Below are 18,314 nucleotides of genomic sequence, written 5' to 3'. Positions count from 1 at the left end.
TGTTGATACATGTGCTATAATTGTCAACAGTGTAGCTGTAAACAGGAGGAAACTGAGATGAATATTACAGACGAGATCAAGAAATTAAAAAAAGAAAAAGATGCAGTCATCCTTGCACATTACTATGTGAGACCGGAAGTGCAGGACATCGCAGACTATATAGGAGATTCTTTTTATCTGAGCCGTGTGGCTACAGAACTTACCGCTAAGACAATCGTATTCTGCGGAGTATCCTTTATGGGAGAGAGTGCAAAGATTCTCAATCCAGAGAAAACGGTGCTTATGCCAGATCTGCAGGCCGATTGTCCGATGGCTCATATGGCAGATATTGATCGTATTAAAAAAGTGCGTGAGACTTACGAAGATGTGGCAGTTGTCTGCTACATCAATTCCACAGCTGAATTAAAGGAGTATTCAGATGTGTGCGTGACATCTGCGAATGCAGTTAAGATTGTAAAGAAACTGCCAAACAAGAATATATACTTTATTCCTGACAGGAATCTGGCTCATTACATAGCAGATCAGGTTCCGGAGAAGCATTTTATCTTCAACGAGGGATTCTGTCCAACCCATGAACGCATGGAAGCAGACGAGGTGCTGAAGGTAAAAGATGAACATCCGGATGCACTGGTGCTTGCGCATCCAGAATGCAGACAGGAGATTTTAGCAATTGCTGATTATATCGGAAGTACATCCGGCATTATTAATTATGCGACGGATAGTGACCGTCAGGAGTTTATTATCTGTACTGAAGAAGGAGTACATTACAAACTGACACAGAACAATCCGGATAAACAATTTTACTATCCGGAGACGGTACCTGTATGTCCGAACATGAAGAAAAACACGTTGGAAAAAGTATTACATGTACTGAAGACAGGCGACAATCAGGTGCATGTAACAGATAGTCTGCGTGAGAATTCCAAGAAACCTCTGGAGCGTATGCTAGAGCTTGGCAAGTAAGGAGATGTATGAAGATGAAATATAATACAGATACAGTCATTGTGGGAACAGGTGTCAGCGGATGTTTTGCGGCACTGAATCTTCCGGAAGATATGAAGATTCTGCTGATCACAAAGTCAGATCTGGAAAGCAGTGATTCTTTCCTGGCACAGGGAGGTATCTGTGTCCTGCGGGATAATCAGGATTATGACAGTTATTTTGAAGATACTATGAGAGCCGGGCATTATGAGAACCGTAAGGAGTCCGTAGATATTATGATCCGGAGTTCACAGGAGATTATTCGTGATCTGATCGGATATGGTGTAGAATTTGCACAGAAGGATGGCAAGCTTCTATTTACAAGAGAAGGGGCACATTCCAGACCACGTATTTTGTTTCATGAAGATATTACTGGTAAAGAAATCACCACAAAGTTATTACATCAGGTGAAGAGACGTAAAAATATTACGATTCTGGAATATACGACCATGAAAGATATTCTGGAAGATGCAGATGGATGTGAAGGAATTGTTGCTGAGACAAAAGACGGAGAAGAACTTATAATCCATGCGGAAAATACCATTTTTGCCAGCGGCGGTATCGGAGGATGTTATGAGCATTCGACAAATTTTCCGCATTTGACAGGAGATGCAATCGATATTTCTAAAAAACATCATATTAAACTGGAACATCTGGATTATGTGCAGATACATCCGACAACACTTTATACAGAAAAACCGGGAAGAAGTTTCCTGATTTCTGAGTCAGTCCGTGGCGAGGGTGCACTCCTGTATGATAAGAATGGTGAGCGTTTTGTGGATGAACTGCTGCCAAGAGATGTAGTTACCAAAGCCATCCAGAAACAGATGGAAAAGGATCATACTTCTCATGTATGGCTTTCTCTGGAGCATATTGACAAAGAGACCATCATGAAACATTTTCCGAATATTTATGAACGTTGTCTGGAAGAAGGATATGATGTAACAAAAGAATGGATTCCTGTAGTCCCGGCGCAGCATTATTTTATGGGCGGCATCTGGGTAAATAAAGACAGTCATACGTCTATGAACCATCTTTATGCAGTCGGAGAGACCAGCTGTAATGGTGTCCATGGAGCCAACCGGCTTGCCAGTAACTCTCTTCTGGAGAGTCTGGTATTTGCCAAACGTGCTGCAGAAAAGATTAAGTCTGAGAGAAATGAGGGAATAAAAGTATGAACGAAATAACAATGCGTTTGCAGGCAGATCATCTGATTCTGGAAGCATTAAAAGAAGATATATCCAGTGAAGATGTGACTACTAATTCAGTTATGAAAGAATATGTAAAGGGTGAAGTGCAACTGATATGTAAGCAGAATGGTATCATTTCAGGTCTGGAAGTATTTAAACGTGTCTTTGAATTACTGGATGAAAGGACAGAAGTGACCTTCTATTGTAAAGATGGGGATGCTGTTGAAGAAGGACAACTTATGGGAATTGTCACAGGAGATATCCGGGTACTTTTATCCGGAGAACGTGTGGCACTGAACTATCTCCAGAGAATGAGTGGCATTGCAACCTATACACATTCCGTAGCGAAGCTTTTGGAAGGTACAAAGATCAAGCTTCTGGATACCCGCAAGACGACACCGAATATGCGCATATTTGAAAAATATGCAGTGCGTACGGGAGGCGGATATAATCATCGGTACAATCTGTCAGATGGTGTGCTTCTGAAAGATAATCATATTGGAGCTGCCGGAAGTGTAACAAAGGCAGTGCAGATGGCAAAGGACTATGCTCCATTTGTACGAAAGATTGAGATTGAGGTAGAGAATCTTGACATGGTAAAAGAAGCGGTAGAAGCCGGTGCCGATATTATCATGCTCGACAATATGGATACGGATATCATGAAAGAAGCGATCCGAATGATTGGTGGACGTGCAGAGACAGAATGTTCCGGTAATGTGACAAAAGAGAATATCGCAAGACTTACGGAACTTGGTGTAGATTATATTTCCAGCGGAGCACTGACTCACTCTGCACCAATTCTTGATATTTCACTGAAGAATTTGCATGCAGTATAAATTATATTGTCTGTAAAAGGCTGCGTATTATTGCGCAGTCTTTTTTATCTGCAACGATTCAAAGTGTTTGCTTATTTTCACTTCTGATGCTATGATAATATACTGTATCGCTAAAAATATGAGAATGGAGAATTCGATGAAAATAACACTGATAACTGTAGGGAAGATTAAAGAAAAATATCTGAAAGATGCGATTGCAGAATATAGCAAGCGTCTGAGTCGTTACTGCAAACTGGAGATTGTGGAAGTGGCAGATGAAAAGACACCAGATAACGCAAGTGACACCGTAGAAGATGCCATCCGGGACAAAGAAGGCGAACGGATCCTGAAGTATATAAAGGAAGATGCTTATGTGATCACACTGGAAATAGCCGGGAAAATGCTGACTTCTGAGGAGATGGCAGAAAAGATTGACAAACTTGGCGTGCAGGGAACCAGCCATATTATATTTATTATCGGTGGTTCCATTGGTCTTGGCAGGGAAATATTAAAGAGATCGGATTATGCACTGAGCTTTTCAAAGATGACATTTCCACATCAGTTAATGCGCGTCATTCTGCTGGAACAGATTTACCGTAGCTATCGGATCATGAACCACGAACCATATCACAAATAAGATCTCTATATAAGCAGTATTTGCATAACAATATTTATAAAGGAGCATGAGAGAGTAAGATGAGTGAAAATAAAGATTTCCTGGAAAAGGAACCAATAGGAAAATTATTGTTGAAGCTTGCACTGCCAACCCTGGCAGCACAGTTTATTAATATGTTATATAACATCGTAGACCGTATTTATATTGGACATATTCCGGGCATCGGAGCCTCAGCACTGACAGGTGTCGGCGTATGTATGCCTTTGATTCTGATCGTATCAGCATTTGCAGCGCTGGTAGGATACGGTGGAGCACCGCGGGCATCTATCTATATGGGAAAGAAAGAACAACATACAGCAGAACAGATTCTCGGTAACTGTTTTGCGTTACAGATCATTGTATCATTGATCCTTACAGCGATTCTTCTAAAATGGAACCGGAGTCTCTTACTTGCATTTGGCGCAAGCGAGAATACCATCGGATACGCTTCCAGCTATATGAATATTTATGCGATCGGAACGATATTTGTGGAACTGACTCTAGGCATGAATGCATTTATTACCGCACAGGGATTTGCAAAGACAGGTATGTATTCTGTATTAATCGGAGCTGTAAGTAATATCATTCTGGATCCGATCTTTATCTTTGGACTGCATATGGATGTACGGGGAGCGGCACTTGCAACGATCATTTCTCAGGCACTGTCCTGTATCTGGGTGGTTGCATTCTTATGTGGCAGGAAGAGTTTTATCCGCATACGAAAAGAGAACTTGCGCCTGATACCTGGGATTATTTTGCCTTGTCTGGCACTTGGACTCGCGACCTTTATCATGCAGGCGAGTGAAAGCGTTATTTCTATCTGCTTCAATTCTTCTCTGCAACGATATGGCGGGGACATTGCAGTAGGAGCTATGACGATTCTTACAAGTGTTATGCAGTTTGCAATGCTTCCGCTGCAGGGATTGTCTCAGGGAGCACAGCCGATCATCAGTTACAATTATGGGGCATCCAATGCTGAAAGAGTCAAAGCTGCCTTCTGGCTGCTTTTAAAAATCAATATGATCTATGCAGCAGTACTCTGGGCATTGGTAATGCTGATACCGGGTGTGTTTGCCGGAATTTTCACATCCAATGCTGAATTAATTGAATTTACGATTCCGGCACTTCGTATCTATATGGCGGTTATGTTCCTGTTCGGGATTCAGATATCCTGCCAGATTACGTTTAATTCACTTGGAAAGGCACTGGAATCCATTATTGTTGCAGTTGTGCGTAAGTTCGTTCTTCTGATCCCATTAATCTATATCGTTCCAATGATATGGAACTCTGACCGGACTATGGCAGTCTATATGGCTGAACCAATCGCAGATTTCTTTGCGATTACATTTACGGTACTGTTATTCCGGGTGCGTTTCAGGGATGCACTGAAGAAGATACAGAAACCGACAGGAAAATAAATGCGACTGTCTTGCATTTTCCCGAAAGAGGCAGTATGATGTAAGAAATTGTGAATCGAAGGAGGCTGTATCAGCATGAAGAAGATAACAGAAGATATATATTACGCAGGCGTCAATGACCATCAGGTGGATTTGTTTGAAGGACAGTTTGCAGTACCGAATGGTATGGCATATAATTCATATGTGATCATGGACGAGAAGATTGCAGTAATGGATACGGTAGATGTGAATTTCGGTGAGGAATGGCTTGCTAACGTAGCGGAAATACTCGGAGACAGAAAACCGGATTATCTGGTAGTTCAGCATATGGAACCGGATCATTCTGCGAATATCACAAAATTTGTCGAAGCATATCCAGAGGCTAAGGTTGTAGGTAATGCCAAGACATTTCAGATGATCGAGAATTTCTTTGGCTTAAATCTTGCAGACAAACAGGAAGTTGTGACGAATAACGGTACACTCTCACTTGGAAGTCATGAGCTTACATTTGTATTTGCACCAATGGTACACTGGCCAGAAGTTATGGTCACATACGACAGCAAGGATAAGATTCTCTTTTCAGCAGACGCCTTTGGTAAATTTGGTGCACTGGATGTAGAAGAAGACTGGGCATGTGAAGCAAGAAGATATTACTTCGGAATCGTTGGAAAGTATGGCGCGCAGGTGCAGGCTCTGTTAAAGAAGGCAGTCACTCTTGATATTGAAAAGATCTGTCCACTGCACGGACCGATACTGACAGAAAATCTTGGTTATTATCTGGATCTTTACCAGACGTGGTCATCTTACGGTGTAGAGACAGAAGGCGTTATGATTGCTTATGCATCTGTCTATGGCAATACGAAGAAAGCAGCTGAACTTCTTGGCGAAGAGCTGAAGGCCAATGGATGCCCACGTGTAGTAGTTGCTGATCTTGCAAGAGAAGATATGGCAGAGTGTATCGAAGATGCATTTCGCCATGGTAAGCTGGTACTTGCAACCATTACTTATAATGGTGGAGTTTTCCCACTTATGCAGACATTTATTGATGGGCTGAAAGAGCGTAACTTCCAGAACCGTACAATAGGTATCATTGAGAATGGTTCCTGGGCTCCGGTTGCAGCCAAGAATATTAAGTCTATGATGGAAGGCTGTAAGAATCTTACCTGGACGGAGACATCCGTAACTATTAAGTCAGGTGTAAAAGAGGAGACAAAAGCACAGATCAAAGCTCTTGCAGATGAGTTGTGGAGCAAATAATACAGCTTCAAAATGATATATTTGAATAGTAGGAGAAAGCCATGCATAGGATATTACAAAACTATGTGTGGCTTTATTTTATGAAAGATAAATTGATTGATCACGTGTCCGATGCAGCAGAAATGCCAAAGGATGTAGCGTTAAAAGCTCCTATTTTGACGCTGACCGGGCGGACGGAACTTACGATAGAAAATTACAGGGGGATTCAGGAGTATTCGGAATTACTGATCCGTGTACAGACTGGGAGTGGTGAAGTACGCATAAAGGGTAAAAATCTGTGGATTGAATACTATACAAATCTGGAAATGCTTATACGTGGACGAATTATTGCGGTTGAATTTAAAAACTGAGGAGTGGGTATACGTGATTGAAAAGGTTATAGGTTATTTCAGGGGAAGCCTGCGCATCCGCATCTCCGGCTTTTCACCTGAGAGGTTTTTGAATGCCTGTATGCACCGGAACATCTATATCTGGAATATTCAGCCGGTTCAGGACTTCTACGAAATGAATATCAGTATCTCGGATTTTCGCATGTTAAAACCGATTTTAAAAAAGACAGGAGTTCGTGCTGTGATTATAAAACGGTATGGATTCCCTTTTTTTCTGTTTCAGCACAGGAAAAGAAAAGTGCTCTTTGTTGGAGCGGTATGCGCGGCAGGATTTATTTATCTTATGTCCCTTTTTATCTGGGAGATTGATATTACCGGTAATCGAAGATATACGGATGAAGCCCTGGAAGAATTCCTCGCAGATTACAAGATACGACCAGGTATTCTGATATCCAGTGTAGATTGCACTGATATTGCCACATTACTGAGAAAGTCCCATGACAGAATCATCTGGGTATCGGTCTCGGTAGACGGCAGCACATTAAATGTGCGGGTAAGAGAAAATGAAGATTTCGGAGATGAAGGCACTGATTATGCAGTTATGCAGCAGGATGGCAATGATCTGGTTGCAGGACGAAGTGGTATTATAGAAAGTATGATTGTACGAAAAGGTATTCCGCTGGTAAAAAAAGGGGATACCGTTGAAAAGGGACAGATCCTTGTAAGTGGCGCAGTACCTGTGGTTGGTGACGACGGAGAGACGACAGGCTATCAGTATCAAAAGGCAGATGCGGATATCAGAGCACGGACAATTCTGGAATACGAAGACACGGAAAACGTTCAGTATCCAGAAAAGGTATATTATGATTTTCAGCAAGCAGAACCATATCTTCAGATTGGAAATCTGTATCTTAGCAGCGGAAAATCGGATAAAATATCAGATCAGGCGGAAATCTACACCCTGGAAAAGAACTTTTCTTTTGGAGAACATTTTTCGATTCCTGTACGGATTGGGAGTCGTATTGGCCGGTATTACTATATAGAGCAAAAAAAACATACCGGGAAAGGACTACAAAAGATACTTAGCATGAACTATCAGCATTTTACAGAGACTCTGGGGAAAAAAGGGGTAGAAATTATCTCGAATGATGTTAAAATATACACAGGGCGCATTTGCGCCAAGGCTTTCGGACAGCTTACAGTTATTACTGATATAGCAGTTCCTCAGCCGATCAGTATTATGGAGGATAACACAGATGGGGATGATTGAAACAACAGTAGATATTCCTGCTGAGCATCAGGCAAATGTATTCGGACAATTTGATGCATTTGCAAAGAAAATAGAACGAACATTGCACGTGACTCTGATTGCCAGAGATGACACTGTGAAGATTTTGGGTGAAGAGACTGTGGCGCTGCAGGCGAAAAGTGTACTGGAACAGCTTACGGCGCTTGCAAGACGTGGCAATCAGATTCAGGAACAGAACGTGAATTACACACTGGCGCTTTCTATGGAACAGAGCGAAGGTAAAGTACTCGAGATTGATGATGACATTATCTGTCATACATTGCAGGGGAAACCTATCAAGCCTAAGACATTGGGACAGAAGAAATATGTAGATGCGATTCGGAAACAGATGATCGTATTTGGGCTTGGACCTGCCGGAACAGGTAAAACATATCTTGCAATGGCGATGGCCATTACTGCATTTAAGAATAACGAAGTAGGGAGGATCATTCTGACAAGACCAGCGATTGAAGCGGGAGAGAAGCTTGGTTTCCTGCCGGGTGATCTGCAGAGTAAGATTGATCCGTATCTGCGCCCATTGTATGATGCACTGTATCAGATCATGGGAGCGGAAAGTTTTCTTAAGAATTCAGAAAAAGGTCTGATCGAGGTGGCGCCTCTTGCATACATGCGAGGCCGTACACTTGACAATGCCTTTATTATCCTGGATGAAGCACAGAATACTACACCTGCGCAGATGAAGATGTTTCTGACGCGTATTGGATTTGGCTCTAAGGTAGTTATTACCGGAGATTCGACGCAGAAGGATCTTCCGGCAGGTCAGACTTCCGGATTAGATGTGGCCATTAATGTTGTCAAAAAGATTGAAGAGATCTCGGTATGCAAGCTTACCAGCAAGGATGTAGTTAGACATCCACTGGTACAGCAGATTGTAAAGGCATACGAAGATTATGAGTCAAAGAAGTCGCGTGGCAGAGAACACGGTAAGAGGAGAAAATAATATGACATTAAATTATGAAGAAGAAGGCGAGGTAAAGCTTCCGGTCGACTGTGAGGGCCTTGCAAAAGAAGTGATTGAAGCAGCACTTGATTATGCGGAATGTCCTTATGAGGCAGAGGTGAATCTGTTGTTGACTACGGATGAAGAGATTCATCAGATGAACAAAGAACACAGAGGTATTGATCGTCCGACAGATGTACTTTCTTTTCCGATGGTTGAATACGAAGAAGCAGGACAATTTGATTTTCTGGAAGATCAGTATGACTGTTTCCATCCGGAGACCGGAGAACTGCTGCTTGGGGATATTGTGATCTCTAAAGACAGAGTAATCGCTCAGGCAGAAGAGTACGGACATGAAATAAAACGAGAATATGCTTTCCTAATTGCTCATTCTATGTTACACTTATTCGGTTATGACCATATGGAAGAGGAAGAACGTAAGACGATGGAACGTATGCAGAATGAGATTCTAAATGCACTGAATATCGTTCGTTAGAGGAAAAGATTATGTCAAAGAAAAAAGAAAACAGCTTTCTGATGCAGGGCGCTATCCTCGCTGCCACTGCATTAATTACAAAAATTATCGGACTTGCTTATCGTATTCCGGTGACTAATATTATGGGAGCCGAAGGAAATGGATACTACGGAATGGTATTTCAAGTATACAATCTGGCACTGATGTTAACTTCTTACAGTCTGCCGACTGCCGTATCCAAATTGGTATCTGCAAGAGTGGCTACCGGACAGTACCGCAATGCATACCGCGTTTTCCATGGGGCAATGACATTTGCGATCATAGCCGGTGGTATTGTTACTGCAATCGTATTCTTTGGAGCAGGATTCATTGCGACAGATATTATGAAGATGGATCTGTCCGTCTATGCACTCCGTGTACTGGCACCATGTATTCTGGTTGTTGCATTTCTTGGTGTATTTCGTGGGTTCTTCCAGGGCTTCGGAACCATGATCCCTACGGCGGTATCACAGACTGTAGAGCAGATCATCAATGCGATCGTAAGTATTGTTGGCGCATACATGTTATTAAAGGTTGGACAGAATTCCGTATCAGGAGCAGACAAGAAATCTTATGGAGCAGCTTACGCAGCAGCAGGTGCAACATTGGGAACGGTTGCCGGTGCACTGGCTGCCCTGGTATTTTTGATTCTTTTATTCTGTGTCTTTAGAAAAGGCTTCAAAAAGCAAATGAAACATGATACAGAACATCGTACCGAGAGTGGTAAACATATTGCGAAAGTACTGCTTTTTACGATTGCACCGGTTATTTTAAGCGCTACCGTATACAATATCAGTAACCTGTTAGATCAGGCGGTATTTACAAATGCTATGGCAGCGCAGGGAATGCCGAAAAAAGAATACACTGAACTTCTTGGTATGTTCAGCGGACAGTATGATACGATCACCAATATTCCGCTGAGTGTTGCAAGTGCATTGGCGGCATCCTTTATGCCAAGTCTTGTGGCTACGATTCAGACAGGAAGCCGTAAAGAAATACATAATAAGATTGATCTGGTCAGCCGATTTAATATGATCATTGCGATTCCATGCGCAGCAGCATTTATTACACTTGGCAAACCGATCCTGGATCTGTTGTATTTTACGCAGGATAATACAATTCCGGCAATGCTGCTTAAGATTGGTGGAATTTCGGTTGTATTTTTCTGCCTGTCTACTGTGACCAATGCAGCACTTCAGGGTATGGATCATATGTCACAGCCTGTTAAGAATGCAGCAATTTCGCTGGTAATCCATCTGGTTGCACTGTACATTATGCTGGTAGCATTTCATTGGAATATTTATTCTATTGTCGCAAGTAAGATTATTTTTGCAGCTGCGATCTGTGTTTTGAATGACAGAGATCTCAGGAAATGCAGCGGCTATGTACAGGAATACCGTAAGACATTTATTATCCCTGGTATATCGGCAATTATTATGAGTATTGTGGCACTTGGTGTTCATCTGGTGTTTGAGTTATTTGCAGGACCTCATATTGCGACTGTGATTGCGGTACTTGTGGCAATTGCGGTATACTTTGTGGCATTGATTTTATTGAAGGGTGTTACAGAAGCGGAAATTAAGACATTACCGATGGGTACAAAGATTGTTGGTCTTTTCAAAAAGCTTCATTTGCTTCGATAGGATATTGCATCAGATAATCGAAAGGTGATTGTATAAATACAGAGTGGATAACCGATACTATACTAAAAAAGGAGATTTCCTATGAATAGTAAAAAGTATAGTATCTGGTTTCTGACTGTATCACTGGTCATCATTGTTCTGCTTGCCGGAGCATATCAGTTAAGTTATTATGCTGCGGTAGACCGTCAAAAAGAGGAGATAGAATCTGAGCTGAAGCAGAATCCTGTTCAGACGACGGAGGGCAGCGCTGAGAAAAATGCTGGCTATTACTTAATGCAGAGGGAAGGGTTTGTGATTGTCTGTCTGCAGGATAAAAAAACAGTATATGAATATACAAGTATTGAAGTGACTGAACTTCCGGTTACACTTCAAAATGAAATTAAGAATGGTAAATACGTGGAAAGTCTGCAGGAATTATATGGCTTTCTGGAAAATTACAGTAGTTAGATAAAATAAGATAACTTAAAACAGTTAATCTGGAAAGGATTGTTACAATGGATAAATCTAGAATTGATCGAATCAATGAGTTATACCGTAAGTCAAAAGCAGAAGGTCTGTCAGAAGTTGAGAAGATGGAACAGCAGATTCTTCGAAAAGAATATATCGATGCGATAAAACGCAACCTTAGCTCGCAGTTGGATAATATTTCGATCCAGGAAAAGGATGGAAGTATTACCGATCTTGGTAAAAAACACGGACATAAGAAAGGAAATTAAGGATGAACAATCTGCCCAAAGATCCGATGCTGCTGTTAAGTGTTGTAAACACTAAGCTTCGGGATTTTTACGACTCACTGGATGCTTTCTGTGAGGATCTTGGAGTCAATAAGGAAGAATTAATCGAAACACTGAAAGGAATAGATTATGAATACGATGAAACCAGACATCAGTTTGTCTGAGCAGATTCCGGTAACAGAACCGGAGCGTCAGTACTATTACATAGAAAAAGCGAAAAAATACGTAAAGAACCTGGAAGCACAGATCGGTCATCAGCCGACGTTCTGTGTGGTAACCTTTGGGTGTCAGATGAATGCCAGAGATTCAGAAAAACTGGTAGGTATCCTTCGTAAGATCGGATATGCGGAAGAGGAAAAAGAAGAGAATGCGGATTTTGTAATCTACAATACCTGTACTGTCCGCGAAAATGCAAATATGAGAGTCTATGGGCGTCTGGGACAGTTAAACCGTGTCAAGAAAAAACGTCCACATATGATGATCGGTCTCTGCGGCTGTATGATGCAGGAACCGGAAGTTGTAGAGAAGTTAAAAAAGAGTTATCGGTTTGTGGATCTGATTTTTGGAACTCATAATATCTATAAATTTGCAGAGTTAATTACCACTCGTTTCGAGTCAGACCGTATGGTCATTGATATCTGGAAAGATACCGATAAGATTGTAGAAGATCTGCCAAGTGAACGAAAGTTCCATTTCAAATCCGGTGTTAATATTATGTTTGGCTGCAATAATTTCTGTAGCTACTGTATTGTGCCGTACGTAAGAGGGCGAGAGCGGAGCCGTGATCCGAAAGCAATTGTGCGTGAGATCGAACGTCTTGTGGCAGATGGTGTAGTGGAAATCATGCTGCTTGGTCAGAATGTCAATTCCTATGGCAAGAATCTGGACGAGCCAATGTCATTTGCCGAACTTCTGCAGGAAATTGAAAAAATTGAAGGACTGGAGCGCATTCGTTTCATGACTTCTCATCCTAAGGATCTATCTGATGAACTGATCGAAGTTATGAAGAATTCCAAGAAGATCTGTAAGCATCTTCATTTACCGGTGCAGTCCGGAAGCACAGAGATTCTGAAGAAAATGAACCGTCGTTATACAAAGGAGCAGTATCTTGACCTGGTAGAACGGATTAAAACTGCGATTCCGGATATCTCCCTTACTACGGACATTATTGTAGGATTCCCGGGAGAGACAGAAGAAGATTTTGAGGATACCATGGATATTGTGAAAAAGGTACGATACGACAGTGCATTTACGTTCATTTATTCCAAACGTACCGGAACACCGGCTGCTGTTATGGAGAATCAGGTTCCGGATGATGTGGTTCACGAACGTTTTGATCGACTCCTTGCGGAAGTACAGAAGATCTCAGCAGAAGTATGCTCCGTACACGAAGGTAAGACGGTATCTGTTCTGGTAGAATCTGTGAATGATCACGACGACACACTGGTTACCGGAAGAATGAGTAATAATCTGCTGGTTCATTTCCCAGGAGAAGCTGATTTGATCGGTAAGATTGTAGAAGTGCATCTGGATGAATGTAAGGGATTCTATTACCTTGGTACACAAGCTTAAATTAAATTTATACTATTTAAAGCAGCTTGTAGATGCTGCAAATGGTGGAATCTGCCACCTGTAATTATAAATATTTTGAACTTAAAACGCTCACACTATGTGGTAAGAAACATAGTGAGGGCGTTTTTATGATGCGGAAAATCAGTAAATATTTATTTTTCTGGGCACTTGGCGGTGCTCTGTATTATACATTTGAAATACTGTTCCGTGGATTCTCCCACTGGTCTATGTATGTGCTTGGTGGTATCTGTTTTGTGTTTTTTTATATTCAGGGAGAGAGCATGGGATGGCAGGAACCTGTCTGGAAACAGACGCTTCGCTGTACCGTATTTGTAACGGCAGGGGAATTCATTACAGGAATCATCGTAAATAAGTGGCTGCATTACAGTGTCTGGGATTACAGCCAGATGCCGTTACAGGTATTTGGACAGATCTGTGTACCTTTTATGATTATTTTTTCAGGCCTAAGTGTACTTGGAATTTTTCTCAGTGGCTATCTTGCATTTTATCTTTACAAAGAAGTTAAACCGTCGTATCATATTCTATAATTTAATGAACACAAATTGAATTTTTGTATACAATTATACAAAAATGTATTGACTTGCAAAAATCCAACTGCTAATATATAGAAAACGAACGATAGCTGGAGGTATACAAAATGTTAAAAGGATTTAAGAATGCTGCAGAGCTTGATTTTACTATTGATGAGAACAAAGTAAAAATGGAAGAAGCTTTTCAGCTTGTTGAAAAGGAAAAAGGATCTGTATTTCCACTGATTATTAACGGAGAGAGAATCGAGACAGAGAAAAAGATTACCTCTCTTTCACCTGCTACAAAGGAAGTGCTCGGATATGCATGTTCTTGCAGCCAGGAGCTTGCTGAAAAGGCTATTCAGGGAGCGAATGAAGCATTTAAGAAATGGAGTGTTACTCCGTTAGAAGAGCGTGCACGTGCACTTAGAAAGCTTGCCAGATTAGTAGAAGAGAATCGTTATTATATCGATGCATGGAATGTAGAAGAAAGTGGAAAGAACTGGGGCGAAGCAGATGGAGAGCTGTGTGAGCTTCTGGATTTCATCAATTCATACGTGATGCATATGAACAATCTGGAAAAAGGACTGGAGCTTGTGCCTACAGATGAATATACCAAATGTATCTATATTCCAATCGGTGTAGGCGTGGCTGTTCCACCGTGGAACTTCCCGTTATCACTGATCGGTGGTATGGTTGCAGCGGCAGTCGTAACGGGTAACAGCATTGTATGTAAGCCATCATCAGATTCACCGATCGTTGCCTACAAATTCGTGGAGCTGTGCGAGAAAGCAGGAATCCCGGCAGGTGTTGTAAACTATATTCCAGGATCAGGATCAGATATCGGAGATTTCATTGTGGAGCATCCACTTACAAGATTCATTAACTTCACAGGATCTAAAGAGATCGGATGCCGTATTAATGAGCATGCCGCTAAGATTTCTAAGGGTCAGAAATGGATCAAACGTGTCGTTGCAGAGATGGGTGGAAAGAATGCAATTATCGTAGATTCCAGTGCTAACATTAAGAAAGCAGCTCAGGGAATTGCAAGTTCTGCATTTACATTCCAGGGACAGAAATGCTCTGCATGCTCAAGAGCTATCGTTATGAGCGACGTATATGATGAACTGGTAGACGCAGTTGTAGAAGAAGCTAAGAAGTTAAAAGCTGATCAGGGTGCAGGACGTGATAATGCAGCCATCGGACCGGTTATCAACCAGAATGCATACAACAACATTACTTCTTACATCGAAGTGGGACGTAAAGAAGGAACTATCGTATATGGTGGTACATACAGTGATGAGAAGGGTTACTTTGTGGATCCGACAGTCATCCGAGATATCAAGAGAGATGCAAGAATTGCAAATGAAGAAATCTTTGGACCTGTACTTGCAGTGATCAAAGTAGATTCTTTTGATGAGGCACTTGATATTGCTAATCAGACAGAATATGGTCTGACAGGTTCTGTATACAGTGAGACAAGAGAGAATATCATGAAAGCTAAAGTTCAGTTTAACGTTGGTAATCTGTACTTTAACCGTAAATCTACTGCAGCAGTTGTACTTCAGCATCCATTTGGCGGATTCAATATGTCCGGTACAGATGCCAAGACAGGAACAAGTGATTACCTTACAAACTTCTTGAATCTGAAGTCTATTACAGAAGATCTGACAGATTAATAGTGAGAATTATCGCGAAAGAGGCTATTGAAAAATAGTCTCTTTTTTCTTTTATGAATCTACAAAAGATGCTATACTAGACTATGTATGTCAAAAGATAAGTGAAAGAGGAGAATAGATGTGGCACAATTAACACCAATGATGCAGAAATATATGGAGACCAAAAAGGAGTATCCGGATTGTATTTTGTTTTACCGTCTGGGTGATTTCTATGAGATGTTTTTTGATGATGCGATTACCGCATCAAAGGAACTGGAGATCACATTAACCGGTAAAAGCTGTGGTCTGGAAGAACGTGCACCGATGTGCGGTGTCCCATACCATGCAGTAGATGGATATCTGAACCGGCTGGTTTCCAGAGGCCATAAAGTGGCAATCTGTGAGCAGGTAGAAGATCCTGCCACAGCCAAGGGACTGGTAAAGCGAGAGGTTGTCCGGGTGGTGACACCGGGAACTATTTTGAGCACCCAGAATCTGGATGAGAGTAAGAATAATTATATCATGTGCATCGTATATATCGAGGATCGATATGGGCTTTCTGTAGCAGATGTGACAACCGGAGAATATCTGGTATCGGAAGTGGAGAACAGTGAAAAGCTTTTTGATGAGATCTACAAGTTCTCTCCGGCAGAGATCATCTGTAATGAAGCATTCTATATGAGCGGTGCAAGCCTGAATGATCTGAAAGATCGTCTTGGAATTGCTATTTCAGCATTGGATGCAGCATATTTTGACGATGCACTGTGTGCACGCACGTTGAAGGAACATTTTCACGTAAGCTCTCTGGAAGCGATTGGTCTGGACGATTATAATTGCGGAATGATCGGCGCAGGTGCACTTCTGGAATATCTTTATGAGACGCAGAAGACATCCCTGAACCATATCAGCAGACTGACACGCTACGCCGTAGGCAAATATATGATCCTGGATAATTCGACCAGAAGAAATCTGGAACTCTGTGAAACATTGCGCGAAAAACAGAAGCGCGGTTCATTGCTGTGGGTGTTGGATAAGACCAAGACGGCTATGGGTGCCAGACTTCTGCGCAAATATATCGAACAGCCGTTAATCGACCGTACCATGATCGAGGAGCGGTTAGAAGCAGTGAAAGAACTGAAGAATAATGCAATATCCAGAGAGGAATTGCGGGAATACCTTTCTCCAATCTATGACCTGGAGCGTCTGGTCGGACGAATCTCGTATCAGTCGGCCAATCCAAGAGATCTGACGGCATTGAAGAATTCCATGGATATGCTTCCACCGATCAAATATCTGTTAGAAGATATGAAGAGTCCGCTGCTTGCCAGACTCTGTGAAGAACTGGATACACTGGAAGAACTCTGTAAACTGGTTGGAGATGCAATCTGTGATGAACCGCCTCTCGCTATGAAAGAAGGAGGCATTATCCGAGAAGGATTTAATTCGGACGTTGATACTCTGCGCAATGCCAAAACAGAAGGTAAGGACTGGCTGGCACAGCTTGAGGCAGATGAACGTGAAAAGACAGGAATTAAGAATCTCCGTGTTCGATACAACAAAGTATTTGGATACTATCTGGAAGTGACTAATTCCTACAAGGAGCTGGTACCGGATTACTATACACGTAAACAGACACTTGCCAATGCAGAACGTTATATTACACCGGAATTAAAAGAACTGGAAGACACGATCCTGGGAGCGGAAGACAAACTCTATGCGCTTGAATATGAATTATATTGTCAGGTACGTGACAGCATTGCAAAAGAGATTGTAAGGATCCAGAAGACGGCTGCTGTCGTTGCACAGATTGATGTTCTCACATCTCTGGCTCTTGTGGCAGAGCGTAATAACTATGTGTGTCCGAAGATCAATGAACGTGGTACGATTGATATTAAGGACGGCAGACATCCTGTAGTGGAGAAAATGATTCCGAATGACATGTTCATATGCAATGATACGTGTCTGGATGACCGAAAGAATCGTGTATCGATCATCACGGGTCCGAATATGGCAGGTAAATCGACCTATATGCGGCAGACAGCGCTAATTGTGTTGATGGCGCAGATCGGTTCATTTGTACCGGCTTCCAGTGCGAATATTTCTATTGTAGACCGTATCTTTACCAGAGTCGGAGCGTCCGATGACCTGGCGAGCGGTCAGAGCACCTTCATGGTGGAAATGACAGAAGTTGCCAATATTCTAAGAAATGCAACACGCAAGAGTCTGCTGATCCTGGACGAGATTGGCCGCGGTACCAGTACATTTGACGGACTATCTATTGCATGGGCTGTGGTAGAACATGTAAGCAACACCAAATTACTTGGCGCAAAGACGCTGTTTGCAACCCATTACCATGAACTGACTGAGCTGGAAGGCAAGATTGATAATGTAAATAATTACTGCATTGCCGTAAAAGAGAAAGGAGACGATATCGTATTCCTTCGCAAAATCGTAAAAGGTGGTGCAGATAAGAGTTATGGTATTCAGGTGGCCAAGCTTGCAGGAGTGCCGGAATCCGTAACAAACCGGGCAAAGGAGATTGTAGAAGAGTTGTCCCACGCAGATATTACTTCCAGAATCAAAGATATTGCAGTGGCTGGTCAGGAGACGAAACAGAAGACAAAGCGTCTGGATGAAGTGGATCTGGCGCAGATGTCATTATTTGACACTGTAAAAGATGATGATGTGCTGAAAGAGCTGAAGGAACTGGATATCAGCAATCTGACACCGATTGATGCTATGAATACACTTTATCAGTTACAGAACAAACTCAAAAACAGGTGGTAAAGC

The 18,314-nt window shown here is 41.9% G+C and carries 18 protein-coding genes; all 18 read left to right on the top strand.

Annotated elements, in window-relative coordinates; genetic code table 11:
* Positions 1-57 precede the first annotated feature (57 nt).
* Positions 58-963, top strand: a complete 906-nt coding sequence (gene nadA / locus DWZ93_RS03300; protein WP_118451946.1) for a quinolinate synthase NadA — start codon at positions 58-60, stop codon at positions 961-963.
* A gap of 14 nt (positions 964-977) precedes the next feature.
* The gene (locus tag DWZ93_RS03295; RefSeq protein WP_118451945.1) at positions 978-2,159 is read left to right on the top strand and encodes an L-aspartate oxidase; all 1,182 of its coding nucleotides are present in this window, start codon (positions 978-980) and stop codon (positions 2,157-2,159) included.
* A complete protein-coding gene (gene nadC, locus DWZ93_RS03290; RefSeq protein ID WP_118451944.1) occupies positions 2,156-3,007 on the top strand; it encodes a carboxylating nicotinate-nucleotide diphosphorylase in 852 nt (283 codons plus the stop codon). Before DWZ93_RS03295 ends, nadC begins: the two co-directional genes overlap by 4 nt.
* 136 nt (positions 3,008-3,143) lie before the next feature.
* Positions 3,144-3,623 carry a 23S rRNA (pseudouridine(1915)-N(3))-methyltransferase RlmH gene (rlmH, locus tag DWZ93_RS03285; protein ID WP_118451943.1) on the top strand — a complete coding sequence of 160 codons (480 nt, stop codon included), beginning with the start codon at positions 3,144-3,146 and terminating at the stop codon, positions 3,621-3,623.
* 59 nt (positions 3,624-3,682) lie between these two features.
* The gene (locus DWZ93_RS03280) at positions 3,683-5,059 is read left to right on the top strand and encodes an MATE family efflux transporter (RefSeq protein ID WP_118451942.1); all 1,377 of its coding nucleotides are present in this window, start codon (positions 3,683-3,685) and stop codon (positions 5,057-5,059) included.
* A gap of 75 nt (positions 5,060-5,134) precedes the next feature.
* On the top strand, positions 5,135-6,295 hold the full coding sequence (locus tag DWZ93_RS03275; RefSeq protein ID WP_118451941.1) for an FprA family A-type flavoprotein: 1,161 nt from the start codon (positions 5,135-5,137) through the stop codon (positions 6,293-6,295).
* A 41-nt stretch (positions 6,296-6,336) separates the two neighbouring features.
* Entirely contained in the window at positions 6,337-6,645 is a 309-nt protein-coding gene (locus DWZ93_RS03270) for a YabP/YqfC family sporulation protein (RefSeq protein WP_243061081.1), read from the top strand.
* 13 nt (positions 6,646-6,658) lie between these two features.
* Positions 6,659-7,894: a sporulation protein YqfD gene (locus DWZ93_RS03265; protein ID WP_158574274.1), complete on the top strand. Its 1,236-nt coding sequence runs from the start codon at positions 6,659-6,661 to the stop codon at positions 7,892-7,894.
* A complete protein-coding gene (locus DWZ93_RS03260) occupies positions 7,881-8,873 on the top strand; it encodes a PhoH family protein (RefSeq protein WP_118451939.1) in 993 nt (330 codons plus the stop codon). Before DWZ93_RS03265 ends, DWZ93_RS03260 begins: the two co-directional genes overlap by 14 nt.
* A 1-nt stretch (position 8,874) precedes the next feature.
* Positions 8,875-9,369, top strand: a complete 495-nt coding sequence (ybeY, locus tag DWZ93_RS03255; protein WP_118383897.1) for an rRNA maturation RNase YbeY — start codon at positions 8,875-8,877, stop codon at positions 9,367-9,369.
* Positions 9,370-9,380: 11 nt separating this feature from the next.
* Positions 9,381-11,030: a putative polysaccharide biosynthesis protein gene (locus DWZ93_RS03250; RefSeq protein WP_118451938.1), complete on the top strand. Its 1,650-nt coding sequence runs from the start codon at positions 9,381-9,383 to the stop codon at positions 11,028-11,030.
* 81 nt (positions 11,031-11,111) lie between these two features.
* The gene (locus DWZ93_RS03245; protein WP_118383896.1) at positions 11,112-11,477 is read left to right on the top strand and encodes a hypothetical protein; all 366 of its coding nucleotides are present in this window, start codon (positions 11,112-11,114) and stop codon (positions 11,475-11,477) included.
* A 47-nt stretch (positions 11,478-11,524) separates the two neighbouring features.
* Positions 11,525-11,746 (top strand): DUF896 domain-containing protein, encoded by a 222-nt coding sequence (locus DWZ93_RS03240; RefSeq protein WP_118383895.1) that lies wholly within the window; start codon positions 11,525-11,527, stop codon positions 11,744-11,746.
* A 2-nt stretch (positions 11,747-11,748) separates the two neighbouring features.
* A complete protein-coding gene (locus tag DWZ93_RS03235; RefSeq protein WP_118383894.1) occupies positions 11,749-11,928 on the top strand; it encodes a DUF4250 domain-containing protein in 180 nt (59 codons plus the stop codon).
* The gene (miaB, locus tag DWZ93_RS03230; RefSeq protein WP_118451937.1) at positions 11,894-13,336 is read left to right on the top strand and encodes a tRNA (N6-isopentenyl adenosine(37)-C2)-methylthiotransferase MiaB; all 1,443 of its coding nucleotides are present in this window, start codon (positions 11,894-11,896) and stop codon (positions 13,334-13,336) included. Before DWZ93_RS03235 ends, miaB begins: the two co-directional genes overlap by 35 nt.
* A 131-nt stretch (positions 13,337-13,467) precedes the next feature.
* On the top strand, positions 13,468-13,884 hold the full coding sequence (locus DWZ93_RS03225; RefSeq protein ID WP_118452073.1) for a putative ABC transporter permease: 417 nt from the start codon (positions 13,468-13,470) through the stop codon (positions 13,882-13,884).
* A 110-nt stretch (positions 13,885-13,994) separates the two neighbouring features.
* Positions 13,995-15,545, top strand: a complete 1,551-nt coding sequence (locus DWZ93_RS03220) for an L-glutamate gamma-semialdehyde dehydrogenase (RefSeq protein ID WP_118451936.1) — start codon at positions 13,995-13,997, stop codon at positions 15,543-15,545.
* A 138-nt stretch (positions 15,546-15,683) separates the two neighbouring features.
* Positions 15,684-18,311 (top strand): DNA mismatch repair protein MutS, encoded by a 2,628-nt coding sequence (gene mutS, locus DWZ93_RS03215; protein ID WP_118383890.1) that lies wholly within the window; start codon positions 15,684-15,686, stop codon positions 18,309-18,311.
* Positions 18,312-18,314: the final 3 nt, after the last annotated feature.

The sequence above is a fragment of the Dorea sp. AF36-15AT genome, from assembly GCF_003477705.1.
Classification (GTDB): domain Bacteria; phylum Bacillota; class Clostridia; order Lachnospirales; family Lachnospiraceae; genus Claveliimonas; species Claveliimonas ammoniilytica.
This window is presented reverse-complemented; position numbering and strand designations above follow the sequence as displayed.